The following is a 19,869-nucleotide window of genomic DNA, read 5'->3' as shown; positions in this document are numbered from 1 at the left end:
CTAACTTAACTGAAAGTCGGGCTTACCACCAAGCTTCCGCTTGGACACCGAAGTTCCAGGTGTTGTCATCGTTGTTGCTGCCATTGAAAGTCTGGCCGTTATCGCCACCGGACTTCAGGTAGGAAGCGAACACGCGAATCTCCGGACGGGCCCAGAAGCTGGGACCGGCAGACCAAGCCTGGGCAATGGTGTACTTCTGACCGTTGCGGTCCTGGCTGTCCTGATCGCGGACGTCCTGAGTATCATGATAGTAACCCAGCTCCAGAATGGTCTTCTGGATGTCATCCCACTTGTACATGGGACGGATCACGGCAGAGAAGGTATCGGCATCAGAACCAGTCACACCGTTGATGGTCACGTCGTTGGACTGACCATAAACCAGCTGGTGACCAAACTCGACCTTGTCACCGATCGGCAGTACGCCCCAGTTGATGATGCGGAAGCCGTCACCGCTGGCACCATCCTGACTGGTCCAGTTACCGGCGCCGTAGTAAATCGGCAGGGTGGCATAGCTGTCGCTCATATACTGCAGCGTGGTTTTGTTGAAACCGCCCAACATGTTCTGAGTCAGTTCAGCCGTCAGCATGACACCATCTTTGATGTCGCCATCGAGCTTGTCCTGATCGTCGGTGGGGTTGGCGATGGCATAGTCAGCGCCCACTTCCAGGGAAGCATCGCTCCACAGCGGGATACCGGCGTAACGCACGTCCAGTATGTTGTTGTTCAGCTCACCGGCATCGCTGCGCGTCCAGGCCAGGGACAGTTTGCCCGGGCCGGCCTGGATGTTCTCAATCCCGGCACCAGGACCGGACACATCCCAGTAGTAGAAATCGGAGATGTGGATGTCGTGACGCTGGTAGTAACGCTTACCGGCCCACAGGGTGGCTTCCGGGGCAAAGCCCAGCACGCCTTTGGCCTGGACGTTGAACTGACGAAGGGCAAAAGTGGCGTCATCTTCACACTGCTTGGTGTCGAAATTGCAGCTGGTGCCAGTACCTTCGAAGTCATTGGACTGGTTGGTGACCATGGCCACCATGGAGTCAACATAGAAGGACTTGCCATCCTTGTTATAAACTTCCTGGCCCAGTTGTACTTCGCCATAGGTTTCGTTCTCGTTACCCAGACGACCGACTTTCTGTTTGTCGAAGGTCTGCATGTCGCCATCTTCGGAGATGCCGACACCGGAACGGAAGTAGCCGTGGAAATCAACGGCGAAGGCGGCTTGAGAAGCCAGGGCTGCGGTAACGGCTGCAGCGATCGGGAGCCACTTTGCTTTCATTTTCATTTTCCTTATTTCCCGCTGAGGAGTGTGTGATCCTTAGGTTTAACTTCCTATCACCATAAAAACGTTTCGGTGATAACCGGGGTCGATTATAGGTAGGCGATATGGGGACAAACATGAGCCAATTCACAAAACAGGGACAAATAGCGCCCAATTATTTCAATGGGCTAATAACGCCCGTACGAAGCCATAAAATAGCAATAACTCACCCATTAAATCGAAAAATGACCGCACAGACACAATCTGAAAACGGTGTCATAAATTAATTCGCATCGAGCAATAAGTAATAAACCATCAAAACAATGACAAAAACATGACTGAAATCGCTTTCAATGAGGAACTTTTAAATTTGCGACTTGTCAGCAAGCCACTCTTTTATCTGCACCCTGTTTAAGAGTAAGAGCTCTAATTAATCATGGTAGGGGAAGGAAATAAATGTGTGTGTGAGGAAGGGATGCAGGAAAAATAACGGGCCCAATATGGAGGGCCCGTGTTATCGATTATAAATAGCGATGATAGTGCATTAATCGGTCAATTCACTGGAGTTGCCCCTGCCACTCTCTTAGCCAGGCCAGTGCGACCACTTCAGGTTCATCGACCACAGTCGCATCAATTTCCAGTCTGGGCTGCAAGGGTTGGGCCCCCAATTCCAGCAGCAAGGTGTCGAGCTGACGACCCGCGCCGCAGAAGTGATCATAACTGCTGTCACCCATGGCGATCACTGCGTAATTGAGCCCCTTCATATAGGGCGCCCTGTCTTTCAGATCGGCGGCGAAGGCTTCCAGATTGGGGGGCACATCCCCCTGCCCTGTGGTTGCCGAGACGAGCAGCAGGAAACGGGTCGGCGAGATGTCCTCGAGGCGGGCCTCTTCATGCAGGTTGCACTCATGCCCTTGGCCCGTCAGTTCATCCATCAGGGTCTCGGCGACCAGGAAGGCGGCGCCATAGACGCTGCCCACTACGATATCTATCTGTGCCATCTTGCCTCCTCGCGTTCGGAATGGTTTCAGCATGCCACAGCGAGCATCCCGGGGACAGGTCAACAGATCAATACACTGATTTGACTGGTGTTAAGCCGATCCCCCTCAGTAGTCACTCTCGCTGGCTGGCCAGCCCAGCTTGCCAAATAGCGTCAACAACTCGGCACCCAGCGGGGCCTGAATACGCATGGGTACCTTGAGCACGGGGTGTTCGAAGCTGAGAGTACGCGCCACCAGCAACAGGCGCTGGCAGCCAAAATGTTCCCGGAAGAAGCGATTGTGGCGACCATCCCCATGGGTGGTATCCCCGACCATGGGGTGGAAGAGGTGCTCCATGTGACGGCGCAGTTGATGCTTGCGTCCCGTGTGGGGGAAGAGTCGCACCAGGCTGTAACGGCTGGTGGCATGCTGCTTGGAAACCGCATGGGGCAGTTCGACCTGATGCAGACGCCTGAAGCTGGTCACCGCCTCCTGGGCGGGTTTGTCTCGGGTAGCGAGGGCATCGGCTATCTTGTCCAGCTGCTCTTTGAGCGGATAGTCAATCAGTCCCTGCTCGGGAGCCCAGCCGCGCACCAGCGCCAGATACTCTTTGTGTACCCGTCGCCCACTGAAGGCCTCGGTCAGGCTGCGTGCCACCTCGGGACTCAGGGCAAAGAGCAGCACACCCGAGGTGGGCCTGTCGAGCCGATGTACCGGGTAGACATGACGGCCACCGATGAGATCCCGGGTCATCTGCATGGCGAAGCGGGTCTCGCCCTTGTCGAGCCAGCTGCGGTGCACCAGCAGTCCAGAGGGTTTGTTGACCGCCACCAACCACTCATCCTGATAGAGCAGGGTCGGCCTCAGTTCATCCAGCCGTTGCTCATCGGCGGGCAATGAGTCCAAGGATGAGCTGTGGTGCAGTGCACTATCGCCCTCCCCAGCATCTGCCCCTGTGGGTCTCAGCTCATCCCCAGGGGATGAGGGGCAAGTCACTGCTCCACCACTTTGCCTGAGAGCAGCAGATCGAAACGGGCGATGAGCCGCAGCAAGTCAGTCACCTCCGCCAGCTCCTCCTTATAGCTCTCGCTCGCCATGGGATAGAGAGAGACGCTGCTTGGCAAGGGCGCCTGTAGCAGCACCAGCTGCTCCATGCGCGGGATCAGCACGAACTGCAACCATTGATCAAAACTCAGGGTATCGACGCAAAATGGCAGTGTGCTGGCCAACGCCTCTTCACCCGGATTGTCCAGCTGCCAGCGATCCAAACGCTGCAACTCGGCGCTCAGCTCGCCTAGCAGGCCAGCCACTAACAGATACTTGTTCATCATCAACTCCTCACTATCTCTGCCAACCGGGCTCGTTGCACCGGCTCCCCTTTGTCGTCATGAATCACCCGGTGGATGCAAAGCACCACACTGTTCATAGGGCGTATCGAAAGGGGCGCCACTATACACAATCTCACCGGGCTTAGGCAGGGGGCCGCAAGCCCTCACTCCCTCACCGCTGGCTATCTGAAGCTGGCTCCTTATAATCGGGGCCATGACCCATCAGCCATCCCATGCCATGACCGCCATCCATACCCTGACCGACTTCCTGACCCAGGCCGAGACGCAATTCCAGCTGTTTGATCTGGGCCGCCAGGTCCGCCCCCTCGACAGCGCCGAGTTTGTGCGCATCGAGCAGCAGGCCATCCCCTACCCCTGGCCGCTGCAGCAACACGCCTGGCTGGGGGTGCATTTCTTTCAAGCGACCGAGGAGAAACATTACCTCTGGTTCCTCAAGTTTGCCCTCGATGAGCGCGGCCTGCTCATCTCGGCCGGCCCCAAGCATTTCATGGATCTGGTCGCCGAGACCCTGGGCTACAAACTCACCGGCGATCTGGACGATGCCACCGCCAAGCGACTGGCAGACAACCCTTACACCTTCCGCCCGGCCGAAGCCAAGATGGCCAGTCTGCACGCCAAGCTGGGACGCCAGCTCGAGCAGGCCCCCTCCAGTTATTATCAGGCGCTGTGCCACTATCTGGCAGCACCCGGACAGGATGGCTGGCAACAGCTCGGCCTGCAGGGCTTTGCCGACTTCGCCGAGCGCTTGCAGCAAGAGAGCAATCTGGCGCTGGTGTGCAAGGCCATGGCGCGCCTGCCCGATGAGCCGCTCCACGCCCTGTGCCAGAGCCTGGAGAGTGCCGCCCTGCCCCCTGCGCTGCAAGGTGCCTTGCTTGAGCGCCTTGGCAAGGAGCAGGAGTGCGCCTCCCCGGATCCCGAGACCCTGGCCTATCTGTGTCGCGCCTTCGCCGCCAGTGCCACTAACCAGGCACGCACCAACAAGTTGCTGACCCTGCTGGAAACCCAGCCCAGCCCCAGCCTGTTGCTCGCCATCGCCGGACGGCTCTGGCCGGATCTGCAACAGGGCCCCCTGCTCGATCTTTTCCTGGAACGACTCGCTGACCAGCCAACCCCCTTCTTCAATCAGGTCTTCGCCGAGCTGGTTACCCTGCCACTGCTGCGTCCCCAGGTACTCGCCATCCTGCGCAGTCCGGATCGCAGCGAGGCGCTGAGCCGCGCCATCGGTCGCCTGTTCAACGCCAACTGACCCGGCCTCAAGGAGCCCGTCCATGGAAGAAATGCTCTGGATCATGCTGCTGGTCTGTCTGGCCAGTGCGTTTTGGCACCAGCGGCGCCAGGCCGAGCTGGCCTGGCAATACCTGAGGCGCTACTGCCAGCAGCATGAGTTGCAACTGCTGTCGGTGGCGCGCAGCCACAGGCGGCTTGCCCACCGGCCGCTGCGCCTGCTCACCTGCTACGAGTTTGAATTCAGCAGCGATGGGGAGAGTCACTATCTTGGCACCCTCACCATGCAGGGGCTCAACGTGGCAGGGGTTGAGATCCCGCCGCACCGGCTGCCCGGCGGTGGATAACATGACCACCCGGGCCAGGGGCTTGTGGCGGTGACAAGTGCCGGATGACTGGCGCTGAGCACGGCCCATTGGACGACCAAGGACCAGGAAGGGAGGCGGGCTGTCTATAATTTAGGGGTTTCATTCAAGGAGAAAGACGATGGACCCCATGGTACATGACATGCCTACCCTCTTTGCCCAGCTGGGACTGGCCAATGATGCGGCCAGCCTGCGTCACTTCATCGACAGCCATAGCCTGCAAAAAGAGATGGAACTGAGCGAGGCACCGTTCTGGAACGCCTCTCAGGCCCAATTCCTGCGGGAATCCCTGCGCGATGACGCCGCCTGGAGCGAGACCATAGATCAACTCGATGTACTGCTGCGCCAGTGAGGCCCCTGTTCGGCAAGGCGCAGTCAGGGTAAGCTCTGGCCGCCCAGCGCCGCCAAGCCGGGGCCCTGGCATGCCGCCCGTGAGAGAGAACCAGAGGAAGCCCAATGTCATCCGCCGAGATCCACCAGATTGCCAGCGAGCTCAAAGCCCGCGGCATCACCCCCACCACCGCCATGGTCAAGGCGCGCCTGAGCCAGGCCGTGCCCATGGCCGAGCTGCTCAAGAGCCTCAGTCAGTGGAAGCAGGCACAACTCAAAGAGCAACAGGGCGAGCCAGCGCCCCATGACAGGCATGAGGGGCCACAACCCCACCAAGAGCCCCTGCCCCATGAGCCCAGCGTGCAGAGCCTCGCCGCCCAGCTCGACAGACTCGAACAGAAGCTGGATCGCCTGCTTGCCCTCATGACCCAGCCCCGCTAAATCAGGCCCAGCTCTCTCCATGTATATTCTCGAACTGACTTTCGAATGCTACCGCGATACCTCCCTCGGCGACGCCGAGCGGGCCATCGTCAATTATCTGGACATGCTGCGCTATCAGGGTCAGATCCTGGGCCGGGAGTTTCCCACCAGCATGCAGCAAGGCCACTTCGTCAGCCGGGTGGTCTGCCCGGAGCAAGATAGCCTGCACCCGGATAACCAGAGTGAACAGGTTGTCCTGGCCGAACAAGGCCTGCACCAGGCAGGCCTGCTCGCCCCCAAGCTACAGCTGCTGGGAGCCGATCTGCTCTCAGATGGCACCGACCCTTGCGGACGACCGAGCTGGTTACTGCTCTACACCAGCTTCCTGCACAGTTGCTCCCCCCTGCGCTGCGGCGATCACTTCGCCCCCGTGCCCCTCTATCGGCTGCCCGCCATCGCCAATGGCGATCAGAAGCAGATCATCAAGTGGCAGGAAGATTGGGAAGCGTGCGATCAGCTGCAGATGAATGGCTCCATTGCCGAACATGTGGCACTGCACGAGATTGGCGATCCCGGCAGCCGCCTGGCTCGGCGTGGCACTGACTTGTGCAAGCGGCTCGAAGCCCTGACCGGCATCCCCGTCTATTACTATCTCTACCGCGTCGGCGGCCTGAGTGCCCCGGAGGAGCGCACTCGCCCCTGCCCCGGCTGTGGTGGTGACTGGGCCCTGCCAACCCCCCTGCACGAGATCTTCGACTTCCAGTGCCAGCCCTGTCGGCTGATCTCCAATATCTCCTGGGACTTCAAGGATTAGCAGGTTGCGCACCCGGGCAGGGCTGCGCTCCCCATACTCCTTCTCCCCAAACACAAAGGGCGTCCTACCGGGACGCCCTTTGCACTGAAGCCGACTTGACGCAGCTAGTCCGGCAAGGTCTCCAGACTCGCCAAGAAGTGCGGCAAAGAGGGGGCCAGTACCAACCGGCGACCACTGTCCAACCACTCCAGCCACACTTGCCCCGTCTCGTTATCCAGGGAGATGAGCGTCATCTCGTTGCGGGTCGTGGCAATAAAGAGCGATGGGGAGCGCTTGAGCTTGCGCAGCATCAGCAGGTGACCTATCAGGTTCTCGCGCAGCAGATCGAGATCCTGTTCATTCCAGGGCAGGATCAGCTCCAGCCTCAATCCCTTGAACAGACATGGCAGTGGACGACTGAACCAGTGGCCAAACCACAGCTTGGCACTCGGGTGCAGTTCCAGCTCCAGGGCGCCCTCCAGGGCGGTGAAGTCGGCAGCGTCAGTGCGAGCATGGGGACGCCAGGCGACAAGCCCACCATTGGCTTCACTCAGCTCGCAAGGGGAGCGCCAATCCGGCTCCCACTGACACAAGGGCAGACCCCGTCTCGCCTCACCGTCGCGTTGCCAGCGCGAAAAAAAATGCGCCAAGGCAGACAAGACTTGATCCGACATCGAAATTCCTCACAATTAGCGACAACATTCGCTATTGCACCATCAATCCCATGAGCAAACAAGACAGATACGCCAACGCCCTGCAGGGGCTGAGCCTGGGCCAACAGTCCGCCTACATCAGCCAGTACAGCCCCTCCTTGCTGCAACCCGTGCCCCGCAGTCTGAACCGAAACGATCTGGCCCTGCCGGATCCCTTGCCCTTCCATGGCGCCGACATCTGGACCCTGTACGAGCTCTCCTGGCTCAATGATAAAGGCAAACCTGTGGTGGCGCTGGGTGAGATAAGCGTGCCCGCCACCAGTTTGAACCTCATCGAGTCCAAGTCGTTCAAGCTCTATCTCAACTCCTTTAACCAGACTCGCTGCACTAGCCTGGCGGCGGTCCGCGAGCTGCTTGCCAAAGACCTGAGCGCCTGTGCTGGCGCCGAGGTCGCCGTGACCCTCACTCCCCTGGCACAGGCGCCGCAGCAGATAGTGGACTTGCCGGGCGAGTGCATCGATGACCTCGACATTGAGATCGACAACTATGAGTTCGATGCAGATCTGCTGATCGGGGCCGCCGGTCAAGACGAGGTAGAGGAGACGCTGCACAGCCACCTGCTCAAGTCCAACTGCCTGGTCACCAGCCAACCGGATTGGGGCTCAGTGGTCATCCACTATCGGGGCCCGCGTCTGGACCGGGAGAAGTTGTTGCGCTATCTCATCTCGTTTCGCCAGCACAACGAGTTCCACGAGCAGTGTATCGAGCGGATTTTCACCGACCTCAAACAACACTGCGCCCCGCAGCAACTCACCGTCTATGCCCGCTATACCCGCCGGGGCGGCCTGGATATCAACCCGTTCCGCAGCGACTGGGAAGAACCAAGTGAGAACCTTCGACTGATCCGTCAGTAAACTCTGGACTCACGGGGGGGGGCTTGGATAACATGCCCTCACTCCCGTGCGGCCCTTAATCTAATGAATCAACTGTTTTTTCTGGCAATGATGATGTCCTCCCTGTCGGCTCCCAATGTGGATCTGACCAAGGATCAATTGTCTATCGATCTGCAACAGGCTCAGACCCTGGTGTTGAGCGATCCGGCCAGATGTGTAGAGATCACCTCGGCCTTCCTGATCCGCACGGCCAATAATCCCAAGCAAATCATCAGCAATCGTCAAGATTACGGCTACCGCGAGCCCATGCTCAGCTTCGGCACCGTCGCCCAGGCCACGGGGGCACACCTGCTCAAGGGTGAGTGCCTGATCCAGCTCGCTCAACACCGGCTGGCGGATCAGGAGCTGCAGCAGGCCCTGGCCCTGGCAAGCAAGGAGAAGCAACCCGAGCTGCAAGCCCAGAGCCTCTATCTGATGCTGCGCAACAAAGCGCTGCTCGACAGCGGCCGTGATTATGTGCCTCTTCGCACCCAGCTCGATCAGTTGCTCGGTGAAACAGCCCTCAAGAACAGCCCGCTCCAGGTCTATAGCCGACTACTGCTCATCACCGACCTTATCGAATCTCATCAGTTCGAGGAGGCCAAACAACGACTCAGCGAATCCCGGCAATGGGCCCGCACCATAGGCGATAGCAAGGCACAAGCCTGGGTCGATGCGGTCAGCGGCGATCTCTACCATGCCCTCAGGCAGCCCCAGCTCGCCCTTGGCGACTATATTTCGGCCCAGCAACAGGCTCGCCCCCTGGCGGATCCCCTGTTCCTCGGCCTGCTCGCCAATCAGATAGTGGACCTCTATCAGGAAGAGCAGGAGCCCCAGAAGGCGTTGCAGTACGCCAACGAGGCGGCCAACTACTTCCACGCCCTCGGCAATCCCGCGCTGCTCAGCCAGGCACTGACCGTGCTGGCGCGCCTGAACCGTACCCAGGGCGACATGAACATGGCCCTGGTCTATTTCTTCAATGCCCTGGACCTGCTCGACGAGGGGCACCAGCGCATCCAGGTCGCGCAGCTCAAGTACGAAATAGGCAAAACCTATCTGCAAAACGGCAACCTGCCCCTCGCTCGCAGCTATCTGAGCGCAGCGCGCCAGGCGCATCGGGCGGAGGATGACAAGCGACCCCTCATCGATACCCTGCTGCTGCTCGGTGAACTGCACCTCAAGCAGAAAGAGGCGGCCATCGCCATCTTGCAACTGGAAAATGCCCTGGACCTTGCCAACCAGATTGCCGATACCGGTCGCCAGTTCCAGATCTATCGCCTGCTCTCCCTCGCTTATGAGCAGAAGGGTTATCTGCTGCAGGCGCTGGAAAGCTATAAGCGCTTCCACCAACTGAGCGAACAGATCAGCCAGCAACAGGTTGCGTTGGAGCAGGAGGCCATTCGCGACAACTACACCCAGGTCGAGCGTGAGCAGCAGATCAAGTCCCTGGAGCTGAGCCTGGAAAACAGCCGCCATCAGCAGGAGCGCTACCTCTGGTCGAGTGTCATCACAGGTCTGCTGCTGGCCTTCTTCATCTACCTCTTCTTCACCCTCTGGCTGCGGCTCAAGAGCGCCCGCCAACAGGCGCGTTTCCTGGGAGAAGCCACCCTGAAAGAGCCCCGTAGCGGTCTGGCCAACTGGCAGCGCCTGATGAACCGCTGGCCAAAAGAGATGGCCAAGCGTCAGCAACAATCGGAGCGCTGGTACCTGAATGAGCTGACCGAGGGTGAGTTTGATGACAAGTTGCACTATCTGCTCTTCAAGGTGCCCTTCCTGGCCAATAACCTGGAACGACACGGTTATCAGCTAGCGAGGGACATTGAGACGGCATTCGGCGACTATGTCGCCGGGCTGACGCCACCCGATGGCCGTATCTATGACCTGCGCGAGGGCCACTTGCTCTATGTGGTGCCCCAGCGTCATGTCGCACAGCTGCATCAACTGGCCCGGGAGCTGCTTGAGCAGCTCGCCGCCTTCCCCTGCGATCAGCCCATCGATCGCCGCATCAGCCTCGGCATCGTCAGCCATCCCTTCCTGCCCAAGGCGGCTACCGCCCTCGATCATCTCGGCCTGTTCGATCTCTGCTACCTGGCTCTGGCAGGTGCAATCCAGCTCAGCGAGCGGGCCAATCAGAGCGCCTGGTTGGAGCTGGCCGCGATCGACTGTCAACAGGCCGCGTTTTTTAACGGAGATGTGTGGCAATGCTGTCTGATGGCGATTGACAAGGGATTGGTAAAAGTAAACTCTTCTCACGACAAACAGTGGATCAACTGGCCTGGCCTGTCACGGACGAAGGGCACAGATGATCGATGACAAGATAGCGAATCGCTGGGGATCTGAGTCGGCCTCGCCCGCAGAGGACTATCCCACCGCCATAAATAATAACAAACAGGGCAGCCTGAAGAATGAATGACATCACTGCCGTAGCGGGACAATTGGCCAGACTCAGAGAGTCCCTTCAGCGCAAACAGTTTGAACTCGACGAGACAGTGCTCTGCTCCCAGGCCGAGCGCAGCCGCAGCATTCAGTTTATCGCCAAACTGATGCAAGCCTGCCGCGGCCACGATCGCGAACTCGACAGCAAGCTCGCCAAGCTCAAACAGAAGCTGGATGGCCAGCCCTCCCTGACCCATCTGGATCAGGATCTCGCCGCCATCGAGAAGCTGCTGCAGCAGCACAGCACGGCGCTTGAAGAGTCGATCGGCCTGACCGCGGGCGCCATCGAGCTCGGCTCCAGGCAGCTCAAATCCCTCAAGGGCTTTCCGGAAGAGACCCGAAAGTCCCTCAAGGCATTCCTGGCCACCCCCAATGGTTATGGCCTCAGCGATCATCAGCGCCGGGTCACTCAATTGCTGGAGTTCTATCAGCAGGCCATCAAGATCCAGCTGTTACCCGCAAACCTCCCCTCCGACACCGCGGGCCAGGGTCTGGCATCCGCAAGCAAGGAGACTGGCGAGGCGTCCGCCTGCCTGGATGGCAAGGTCTATAGCCGTATCGCCGATGAACTGCAGCGCCTCATTACCGAGCTCGATTTTGCCGGTGCCGTGGGTGAGAGCCTGGCGGAAATTCGCCGTCAGCTATTGATGGGAATGGATCCCACTCTGCTGGCTGAATCCTGCCTGCAGGTGATCCAGCTCATCATCGAGGGCACCCGCGAGGAGCGTAAAAGCTCCCGGGCCTTCCTGACGGCCCTCAATGAGAGCCTCTCCTCGGTCCATTTCAACTTCACCGAGTCGCTGGATGAGGGGCGGGCTTTGCAACAGGCGAGCCAGACCAGCCGCGTGGCCCTGGATAACGAAGTCCAGGCCATCGATGATACCCTCACTCGCCACCACTCCTCCGAGGCGCTCAAGGAGGCCATCAGCGAGCACATGGCCACCATCGGCTTGCTGCTGCGGGAGCGGGAGAGCATGACGGCCCGGGAACTGCACCTCATCACCCGCCTCTCCACCATGGAGGCCAAATTGCGGCTGATGAAGGAGGAGACGGCGGAGTACAAGAAGCGGCTCACCATCCAGAAGCACAAGCTGTTCCTCGACAGCCTGACCCAGGTCCATAATCGGGCGGCGCTGGATGAGCGGCTCGAGCTCGAATACAAACGCTGGCTGCGCTACCGCACCCCCCTGTGCCTGGCTATCATCGACATCGATCACTTCAAGAACATCAACGACAACTATGGCCATATGGCCGGCGACAAGGCGTTGAAGGTGGTTGCCAAGGCATTGCAAAAATCCCTGCGCGATACCGACTTCATCGCCCGTTTCGGCGGTGAGGAGTTCGTGGTGCTGCTGCCCAACGTCAACCCGGACAAGTTCGAGACACCCCTCGAAAATCTGCGCAAGGCGATCAAGAGCATTCCGTTCCGGTTTCGCGATGCCAGGGTCGAGATCACCATCTCCATCGGTGCCACCCTGTTCAAGGAGGGGGATCAACCCTCGGATGCCTTCGAGCGGGCCGACAAGGCGCTGTACGGTTCCAAGAATGGCGGCAGGGACAGGGTCAATACCGACCTCGGATAATCCCGGTACTGCCAGCGCCGGGCAGCGCTGGCGGTGGCACGGTTCGTGATACATCGGCCCTGCCTTGCCTAGTCAAAGGGCCACACCAGCCCGATGAAACGCTCAAAAAAGCAACAGTCGCACGGCCCCCTATTCCCCTCCCCCTCAAGTTGGCTCTACTATCAGGCGAGAGGGATGCCCAAAGGCATCCCCTCTATCCCCAGGGAAAGAGAGAACGATAACAATTGAGCGAGAAGGGGAAGATCATGATCACACACATCAATCCCGTGGGCAGCATGGACCTGCTGTCCCAGCTTGAGGTCGACAGACTCAAGCAAACGGCCTCCAGCGATATCTATCAACTCTATCGCAACTGCTCGCTGGCGGTCCTGAACTCGGGTAGCCACACCGACAGCTCCAAAGAGATACTGGAGCGTTTCAAATCATTCGATATTCACGTGATCCGGCGCGAGCGCGGGGTCAAGCTCGAGCTGTTCAACGCCCCCGAGCACGCCTTCGTCGATGGCGAAATCATCCGCGGCATCCAGGAGCATCTCTTCTCCGTGCTGCGCGATATTCTTTACGTTTCCAACCAGATCGATGCCAACCGCCTGGTCGACCTGACCAGTCCGAGCCACATCTCCAATCTGGTGTTCTCCATGCTGCGCAACGCCAAGGCGATCCATCCAGGGGCGGATCCCAACCTGGTCGTGTGCTGGGGTGGTCACTCCATCAACGAGACTGAATACCAGTACACCCGTGAGGTGGGCAGCGAACTCGGCCTGCGTGAACTCAACATCTGTACCGGCTGCGGCCCTGGCGCCATGGAGGGTCCGATGAAGGGGGCCGCCGTGGGCCACGCCAAGCAGCGGGTTCGCAATGGCCGCTATATCGGCCTGACCGAGCCCTCCATCATCGCCGCCGAGCCCCCCAACCCTATCGTCAACGAGCTGGTGATACTGCCGGACATAGAGAAACGGCTCGAGGCCTTCGTGCGTCTGGGCCACGGCATCATCATCTTCCCGGGTGGGGTCGGCACCGCCGAGGAGCTGCTCTACCTGCTCGGCATCATGATGCACCCGGCCAACGAGCGCCAACCCATCCCCATCATACTGACGGGCCCCAGGGAGAGTGCCGACTACTTCCGCGCCATCGATGACTTCATCAAGGCGACCCTGGGCGAACCTGCGACCAGCCTCTATCGCATCGTGGTGGGAGATGCCCCCGAGGTGGCCCGCGCCATGAAGGAGGCCATGCCGCGGATCCGTGAATACCGCAAGTCCGTGGGGGACGCTTACTCCTTCAACTGGTCCCTCAAGATAGAGCCCGAGTTCCAGCTGCCATTCGAGCCCAATCACGCCAACATGGCCGCCCTGGACTTGCATCGCAACCAGGCTCCGCAGCAGCTCGCTGCGCACCTGCGCCGTGCCTTCTCCGGCATAGTGGCGGGCAACGTCAAGGAAGCGGGGCTGCAGGCCATCGAACAACATGGCCCCTTCAAGCTGCACGGGGACAAGGAGCTGATGCAGCGCATGGATACCCTGCTGGAGAGCTTCGTCAAACAGCAGCGCATGAAGCTGCCGGGTAGCCAGTACATTCCCTGCTACGAGATTGTGCGTTGATCGCCCGCACATCGATGCAGACAAGATGAAGGGAGGGGCGCAATGGCGCCCCTCCCTTGTTACAATGGCCATCCGAGCGCATCAGCGCCTTGTCACCACCGCCGGGCCCCGAGGATCTGGCCATTCGAGAAAGCACACCGCTATGCCGCCCAAATCCCATCTGCTGATCATCGATGCACTCAACCTCATCCGCCGCCTCCATGCGGTGCAGGCCCAGCAATCCCTGAGCCCGGAGCAGGCTCTGATCGCCACCCGGGCCAATCTCATCAACACCAGCCGCAAACTGCTGGCGGCCAGTGAGCCGACCCACGTCATCGCCGTATTTGATAGTGAGCTCGATGGTGAGGTGCCAGGCTGGCGCAAGGCGCGCTACCCCGCCTACAAGGAGGGACGCAACCCCATGCCTCCTGAACTCAGGGCCGGGCTCGCCAGCTTGCAGGATGCCTTCTGGGAGTGCGGCATCGACGCCCTGCTCTCCGAAACCGATGAGGCCGATGACCTGATAGGGACCCTGGCCTGCGGCATCGCCCGCCATGGTCACAACGCCACCATCATCTCCACCGACAAGGGGTTCTGCCAGCTCATCTGCCCGCAGATCCAGATCCGTGACTACTTCAACAAGCGCTGGCTGGATGCCGCTTTCGTCCAGCAGCAGTACGGCGTTGCGCCGACGCAGCTGGTGGATTTCTGGGCATTGACCGGTGTCGGCGGCTCCAACATCAAGGGGGTAGCGGGCATTGGCCCCAAGGGCGCGACGCTGTTGTTGCAGCAATATGGCAGCCTGGCCCAGATGCTCGAGGTGGCCCCCGAGGATGCAGGCAAGCCCCTGCAGAAGGTGTTGGCCCAGGCCGAAGAGGCCAGACTCGCCCAGACCCTGGTTCGCCTGCGCCTCGATATCCCGCTGGGCTTCAATCTGCAGGAGATCCGCTATTGCGCCCGCTGAGTGCAAATAGCCACAAGCATGATCGGGCTCACCTTCGCTGTTGATGAAAACCGGTAAAATGTAAAGAAACATGGTGGTTTTTGGGTGAAAATGATATAAAAACCGCCGAATCCTCCCCCTCCTCGTTCCCTAGAAGTGGATTAGTTTCATGTCAAAAACCAAGATCACCGTCATCCCGGGCGACGGCATAGGCCCCAGCATCATTGAATCCGCCATCCAGATCCTGACCCATGCAGGCTGTGACTTCGAATATGAGTACGCCGATGCGGGCCTGGTGGCCCTCGAGAAGCACGGTGAATTGCTGCCCCAATCCACCCTCGATCTGATTGAAAAGAACAAGATAAGCCTCAAGGGGCCACTCACCACACCGGTCGGCGGCGGCTTCACCTCCATCAACGTCTCCCTGCGCAAGAAGTTTCACCTCTACGCCAATGTCCGCCCCGTCATCTCCTTCAAGGGCACCAAGAGTCGCTACGAGAACATCGACATCATCACGGTGCGGGAGAATACCGAAGGCATGTATTCGGGGGCTGGCCAGAAGCGCAGCGAAGATAACCGCAGTGCCGAGGCGATGAGCATCATCACCCGCGATGGCGCCGAGCGAATCGTCACCTTCGCCTATGAGCTGGCACGCAAAGAGAGCCGCAAGAAGGTCACCATCGTCCACAAGGCGAACATCCTCAAATCCACCTCCGGCCTCTTCCTGGAAGTGGCACGGGAAATTGCCGCTCGCTACCCGGATATCCAGAGCGAGGAGATGATCGTCGATGCCGCCTGCATGAATCTGGTGATGTACCCGGAGCGCTTCGATGTCATGGTCACCACCAACCTGTTTGGCGACATCCTCTCGGACTTGTGCGCAGGCCTGGTCGGCGGACTGGGCATGGCCCCAGGCGCCAACATTGGCGATGGCGCGGCCATCTTCGAGGCGGTGCATGGTTCGGCCCCCGACATCGCGGGCAAGAACATTGCCAACCCCACCTCGGTGATCCTGGCCTCCATCCAGATGCTGGAGTACTTAGGTATGCAGGACAAGGCTGAGCAGATCCGCGAAGCGGTGCGCAGCACCATCGAAGCGGGAGAATGTGTGACCCGGGACCTGGGCGGCACGGCCTCCACCGATGAGTTCACCCAGGCCATCATCGCCCGGCTGTAAACCCCTCAACTGATTGATTTAAAAAGGGAGCTTCGGCTCCCTCTATTTTCTCCGGCGCGCCGCTTTCCCCCTGTTCCATTGGCAACTATGTTCAATAGACCAAGGATAAGGAGATCCGACATGCGCGCTATGCTGATGCTGCTACTCATAAGCAGCGGGGTAATGGCCATCGACAGACCCGTCGCACAACGAGCCTGGAAAGAGGCACCCGAACAGACCCCTACCCAGACCTGGCAATCCAGCCTGGATACCAATGACCTGCTGAAAGCCCCCAAACCGCTGTCGTTCGGGGTAGATATCAGTACGGACAACCTCGGCAACAAGACCATCACCCCCTATCAAAAACTCAACCTGACGCCGGAGAAGAGTGTCAGCCTCGCCTTCGAGAACTTCCGGCCCAGGGTCAAGTTCAAGGCTGGTGGCATGAACACCGCCGTCAAATTGCGCGGGGATGGGGTCAAGATGCAATTCAACCCGACCGACAAGAAGATACCGCTGCAAGTCGAGATCAAGCTCACCGATGATGAGTCCTCCCTGCGTTTCGACTACAAGTTCTGAGCTCCGTCTTGCACAAACTGGCGGCCTAAGCAGAGCGTATCGGGAAAAGAAAAAGACCGGCCAGAGCCGGTCTTTTTGCATCCATCCTCATCGGATGTGAACCGTCAGATCTTCTCTTCCAGCTTGGAGACCCAGTACTTGTTGTACACATGCACAGTGATCTCTTCACGGTCGTGATAGAGCTGTTTGGCCTGGATGACGAAGGCGCTATCGATCTTCTTGAGCAGCTCGCGCAATACCTCGATATTGTGCACCGCCTCGGCGTAGCGCTTCTTCATCGGCAGCTTGAGGTTGAACATGGCCTCCTGGCAATCTCCATCCTTGAACCAGTCGGCGATCATGTGAGTCACCCGCGCCGGCTTCTCGACCATGTCGCACACCAGCCAGTAGATGTTCTTCTTGCTGGGCCGCCAGACGAAACCATCATCGCGCAGGTGCTTGACCTGGCCCGTCTCCATCAAGGCAGGCGCCATGGTGCCGTTGTCCACTGCGGTCACCATCATGCCACGACGCACCAGCTGATAGGTCCAGCCACCGGGGCAGGCGCCCAAGTCCACCGCCTTCATGCCGGAGGTGAGGCGTCGGCTCCACTCTTCCTTGGGCACGAACACATAGAAGGCCTCTTCCAGCTTGAGGCTGGAGCGGCTCGGAGCATCGGCCGGGCAGCGCAGACGCGGTATGCCCATGTGGAATTCGGAGTTGTTGAACGAATAGGAGTAACCGAGCAGCAGGTGATCGTTGGCCATGAAGAAGGCGTGGAACACGGGGCGGTTGCCGGTCTCCTTCTTGGTCAGTCGCTCGTTGTTGCGCAGGGCCTGGCGCAGCGGCACGGTGAACTTGCGGCAGAAAGCCGACAGCTCTTTGGCTTCGTTGGTATCCGCAGTTTCGACCCGCAGATCGCCACAAATGGTGTAGTCGCTGGTCGCTTCTATGATGGGCGAGATCCGATCCGCCACATCCAGATCCTTCAACTCGTGGGTCACCACCAGCATCTGACGGATGAAGATGAGCTCACGGAACGGCAGCTTGCGCGCCAGCAGATCGGCCTGCTCCTCGTCATACAACTCGTATATCACATAACCGCTGTCGTCCTTGACCCGGGCGAAGCCGTAGCATTGCATGTTACTGGCACGCTCGGTGATCTCTGCCGCCGCCTCTTTCTCAAAACCGGGGCGGCAATAAAGCAGCAGATTATTCATTTTTTCCTCCAAGACGACAGCCCACCCAGATAAGGGCGGTCCATCCCAACATAAAACAGAGGCCACCGGCCGGAGTCACTAACCCCAGCCCCTTGCTGCCAAGCAGCACCATGGCGTAAATACTGCCGGAGAATCCCAGGATCCCCAGCGTGAATGCAACGCCCGCCACAGTGATAGCGCGGCGGCGCGGTGCGCACCAACCCAGCATCAGCAGGGCCAGGGCGTGAAAGAACTGATACTCGACGGCGCTATGATAAGCCGCCAGTCGCTCCGGGCTTATCCCGGTGGCGCCTAAACCGTGGGCACCATAGGCCCCCAGCATAGTGGCCGTGAGGCCAAAGAGGCCCGCGAGCACCAACCAGACAGGGTTAGTTCTCATCATTAACTCCTTGCAATGCAGCACCAAGGGCAGCCTCTTGAGCCTGCGCCTCGATGAAGCACTTTATATGGGCCGCCGCCTGAGCCAGGTTCTCCGGCTCGGTACGGCCACTGGCCTTGCGCGGCTTGAAGCTGTGGTCACCATCTTGCAACCACTGCACATCGACGCAGGCGGAGAAGGGGAAATCCGCCAATTCCAAACGGCTGCCGAAGCTGTCGCGCTCCCCTTGCAGCAGCAGAGTTGGCGTCTTTATCTGCTTGAGTATCTCTCCACGCCAGGCGTCCGGCTTGGCGGGAGGGTGGAAAGGATACCCGAGAACGAACAATCCTGCAGCATTGACGTCATCGGCTATCTCGGCCGCCATCCGCCCGCCCATGGATTTACCGGCGATAAAGAGCCGGGGATGGGCAAATTCGACCACCATGGCACGCCAATGGGCCAGCAAGACCGGCTGTCTGTCCGGTGGCCTGCGCCTGCCATCCTGGGCCCGCTTGCTCATATAGGGAAAATTGAAGCGGATCACCTCAAGCTCAGATCCTGCCAGCAGGGTCGAGAGCCGGGTCAGGAAGTCGTGGTCCATGCCTGCGCCGGCGCCATGGGCCAGCAACAGCCGGGTGGGAGCCTGGGCACTGCCTGCCCGGATCACATCATAAACAGGATCAGGCATCGGCGAGCCGCGCCCGGCGACGGGCCTCCTCCTGCTCCACCAGCTCCAGCATCCAGTCACGGAAGGCGACGATCTTGCCCTGATCCGCTTGCTGCTCCTGGCACACCAGGTAGAAGGCATTCTTGCTGACCAGTACCTGCTCGAACGGACAGATGAGGCGGCCGGCCTCTATCTCGGGCTGGGCCAGCACGCTGTGACCGAGCGCCACCCCCTGACCGTGAATGGCGGCCTGGATCACCATGGTGGAGTGGCTGAAAATTGGTCCCTGATTGACGTTGGGGGCATCGATATCGAGCTGGCGGAACCAGGCCTTCCAGTCGCGGCGGGACGTATCGTGCAGCAGGGTATGGCGAGTCAGATCATCAGGGGTGCGCAGCGGCTTGGGACCGGTCAGCAACAGCGGTGAGCAGACCGGGATCAGGTATTCGGTATGCAACTTGTCACAGCGCAATCCCGGCCAGTTGCCACGGCCGTAATAGATGGCCACATCCACGTCGTCGGTGAGGGCCCCCTCGTCCATGTCCACCGCCTTGATGCGCACGTCTATGTCGGGATGACGCTCGCTGAAGCGCACCAGACGCGGTACCAGCCACTGAATGGCGAAACTCGGTTGCAGGCTGACGGTGAGGGCCCCCTTGGCGCTGCGAGCCAGCAGCTTGTCGGTGGCCTCGGAGATGGAGGCGAAGATGTCCTTGATGTCGAGAAAGTAACTCTGCCCCTCCTCGGTCAGCAGCAAGGAGCGATTCTTGCGCCGGAACAGCTTGATCCCCAGGTACTCCTCCAGCGCCTTGATCTGGTGACTGATGGCAGCCTGAGTGACGAACAGCTCTTCGGCTGCCCGGGTAAAACTTAAATGGCGCGCCGCCGCTTCGAAAGCCTTGAGCGCATTGAGCGGGGGTAAACGACGAGACATGACACCAGCCAACGATGAGTTTTTCTAATGGACCGCATTATAATTTGTCGGTTGCGGGCCGACCAGTGAATAAACATAATTCGCTCCGCAATCCGTTGTCATATGGCTCACTTTTTCTGCCCCATGT

At 59.6% G+C, this 19,869-nt stretch carries 21 protein-coding genes; 12 read left to right on the top strand and 9 right to left on the bottom strand.

The features are described 5' to 3' along the window. Positions 1-22 precede the first annotated feature (22 nt). The 4 genes from M2366_RS06015 to M2366_RS06000 all read right to left on the bottom strand — a co-directional run bounded on the left by M2366_RS06015 (position 23) and on the right by M2366_RS06000 (position 3,569). On the bottom strand, positions 23-1,279 hold the full coding sequence (locus M2366_RS06015; RefSeq protein WP_310504049.1) for a maltoporin: 1,257 nt from the start codon (positions 1,277-1,279) through the stop codon (positions 23-25). A 539-nt stretch (positions 1,280-1,818) separates the two neighbouring features. Beyond that, positions 1,819-2,262 carry a flavodoxin gene (locus M2366_RS06010; RefSeq protein WP_259269208.1) on the bottom strand — a complete coding sequence of 148 codons (444 nt, stop codon included), beginning with the start codon at positions 2,260-2,262 and terminating at the stop codon, positions 1,819-1,821. Positions 2,263-2,367: 105 nt separating this feature from the next. Then, positions 2,368-3,138: a tRNA pseudouridine(65) synthase TruC gene (truC, locus tag M2366_RS06005; protein WP_224433029.1), complete on the bottom strand. Its 771-nt coding sequence runs from the start codon at positions 3,136-3,138 to the stop codon at positions 2,368-2,370. 95 nt (positions 3,139-3,233) lie between these two features. Continuing rightward, the gene (locus tag M2366_RS06000; RefSeq protein ID WP_042040770.1) at positions 3,234-3,569 is read right to left on the bottom strand and encodes a YqcC family protein; all 336 of its coding nucleotides are present in this window, start codon (positions 3,567-3,569) and stop codon (positions 3,234-3,236) included. 238 nt (positions 3,570-3,807) lie between these two features. Between M2366_RS06000 and M2366_RS05995 the strand changes: the two genes are divergently transcribed. The 5 genes from M2366_RS05995 to M2366_RS05975 all read left to right on the top strand — a co-directional run bounded on the left by M2366_RS05995 (position 3,808) and on the right by M2366_RS05975 (position 6,743). After that, the gene (locus tag M2366_RS05995; protein WP_042041002.1) at positions 3,808-4,836 is read left to right on the top strand and encodes a DUF3549 family protein; all 1,029 of its coding nucleotides are present in this window, start codon (positions 3,808-3,810) and stop codon (positions 4,834-4,836) included. A 22-nt stretch (positions 4,837-4,858) separates the two neighbouring features. Beyond that, the gene (locus tag M2366_RS05990) at positions 4,859-5,161 is read left to right on the top strand and encodes a DUF3301 domain-containing protein (RefSeq protein WP_042040771.1); all 303 of its coding nucleotides are present in this window, start codon (positions 4,859-4,861) and stop codon (positions 5,159-5,161) included. 139 nt (positions 5,162-5,300) lie between these two features. Further along, positions 5,301-5,531 (top strand): DUF2789 domain-containing protein, encoded by a 231-nt coding sequence (locus M2366_RS05985; protein ID WP_042040772.1) that lies wholly within the window; start codon positions 5,301-5,303, stop codon positions 5,529-5,531. A 104-nt stretch (positions 5,532-5,635) separates the two neighbouring features. Then, entirely contained in the window at positions 5,636-5,950 is a 315-nt protein-coding gene (locus M2366_RS05980) for a hypothetical protein (protein ID WP_259269207.1), read from the top strand. A gap of 19 nt (positions 5,951-5,969) precedes the next feature. Continuing rightward, a complete protein-coding gene (locus tag M2366_RS05975; protein ID WP_259235544.1) occupies positions 5,970-6,743 on the top strand; it encodes a Zn-ribbon-containing protein in 774 nt (257 codons plus the stop codon). Between the two features lie 104 nt (positions 6,744-6,847). Here M2366_RS05975 and syd read toward each other — a convergent pair whose 3' ends face one another. Then, positions 6,848-7,396 (bottom strand): SecY-interacting protein, encoded by a 549-nt coding sequence (syd, locus tag M2366_RS05970; protein ID WP_042040775.1) that lies wholly within the window; start codon positions 7,394-7,396, stop codon positions 6,848-6,850. Between the two features lie 50 nt (positions 7,397-7,446). Here syd and queF point away from each other — a divergent pair, with 50 nt between their 5' ends. The 7 genes from queF (at position 7,447) to M2366_RS05935 (ending at position 16,584) form a co-directional block, all read left to right on the top strand. Next, complete coding sequence (gene queF / locus M2366_RS05965) at positions 7,447-8,289, top strand: NADPH-dependent 7-cyano-7-deazaguanine reductase QueF (protein ID WP_259235542.1); 843 nt, start codon at positions 7,447-7,449, stop codon at positions 8,287-8,289. A gap of 63 nt (positions 8,290-8,352) precedes the next feature. Next, positions 8,353-10,620 (top strand): hypothetical protein, encoded by a 2,268-nt coding sequence (locus M2366_RS05960; RefSeq protein WP_259269206.1) that lies wholly within the window; start codon positions 8,353-8,355, stop codon positions 10,618-10,620. Positions 10,621-10,712: 92 nt separating this feature from the next. Then, on the top strand, positions 10,713-12,326 hold the full coding sequence (locus M2366_RS05955; protein WP_259269205.1) for a diguanylate cyclase: 1,614 nt from the start codon (positions 10,713-10,715) through the stop codon (positions 12,324-12,326). Positions 12,327-12,571: 245 nt separating this feature from the next. After that, a complete protein-coding gene (ppnN, locus tag M2366_RS05950) occupies positions 12,572-13,927 on the top strand; it encodes a nucleotide 5'-monophosphate nucleosidase PpnN (RefSeq protein WP_042041003.1) in 1,356 nt (451 codons plus the stop codon). Between the two features lie 142 nt (positions 13,928-14,069). Beyond that, positions 14,070-14,870, top strand: coding sequence for a flap endonuclease Xni (gene xni, locus M2366_RS05945; RefSeq protein WP_042040779.1), 801 nt, complete (start codon positions 14,070-14,072; stop codon positions 14,868-14,870). A 148-nt stretch (positions 14,871-15,018) separates the two neighbouring features. Next, the gene (locus M2366_RS05940) at positions 15,019-16,026 is read left to right on the top strand and encodes an isocitrate dehydrogenase (protein ID WP_042040780.1); all 1,008 of its coding nucleotides are present in this window, start codon (positions 15,019-15,021) and stop codon (positions 16,024-16,026) included. Positions 16,027-16,146: 120 nt separating this feature from the next. Continuing rightward, positions 16,147-16,584 (top strand): hypothetical protein, encoded by a 438-nt coding sequence (locus M2366_RS05935; RefSeq protein WP_042040781.1) that lies wholly within the window; start codon positions 16,147-16,149, stop codon positions 16,582-16,584. Between the two features lie 104 nt (positions 16,585-16,688). On the opposite strand, the gene rlmM is transcribed toward M2366_RS05935, so the two are convergent. Genes rlmM through M2366_RS05915 form a run of 4 tightly spaced genes read right to left on the bottom strand, consistent with a single transcriptional unit; the run spans position 16,689 to position 19,742 of the window. Next, on the bottom strand, positions 16,689-17,783 hold the full coding sequence (gene rlmM, locus M2366_RS05930) for a 23S rRNA (cytidine(2498)-2'-O)-methyltransferase RlmM (protein ID WP_042040782.1): 1,095 nt from the start codon (positions 17,781-17,783) through the stop codon (positions 16,689-16,691). Beyond that, positions 17,776-18,162 carry a DUF423 domain-containing protein gene (locus M2366_RS05925; protein ID WP_042040783.1) on the bottom strand — a complete coding sequence of 129 codons (387 nt, stop codon included), beginning with the start codon at positions 18,160-18,162 and terminating at the stop codon, positions 17,776-17,778. The genes rlmM and M2366_RS05925 overlap by 8 nt, the downstream gene beginning before the upstream one ends. Continuing rightward, the gene (locus tag M2366_RS05920; RefSeq protein ID WP_259269204.1) at positions 18,152-18,829 is read right to left on the bottom strand and encodes an alpha/beta family hydrolase; all 678 of its coding nucleotides are present in this window, start codon (positions 18,827-18,829) and stop codon (positions 18,152-18,154) included. Before M2366_RS05920 ends, M2366_RS05925 begins: the two co-directional genes overlap by 11 nt. Beyond that, positions 18,822-19,742 (bottom strand): transcriptional regulator GcvA, encoded by a 921-nt coding sequence (locus tag M2366_RS05915; protein ID WP_042040785.1) that lies wholly within the window; start codon positions 19,740-19,742, stop codon positions 18,822-18,824. Before M2366_RS05915 ends, M2366_RS05920 begins: the two co-directional genes overlap by 8 nt. Positions 19,743-19,869 lie beyond the last annotated feature (127 nt).

Source organism: Aeromonas sp. BIGb0405, from assembly GCF_024807335.1.
GTDB lineage: Bacteria > Pseudomonadota > Gammaproteobacteria > Enterobacterales > Aeromonadaceae > Aeromonas > Aeromonas rivuli.
The sequence above is the reverse complement of the archived record's forward strand: the minus strand, read 5'-3'. Positions and strand labels throughout refer to the sequence as shown.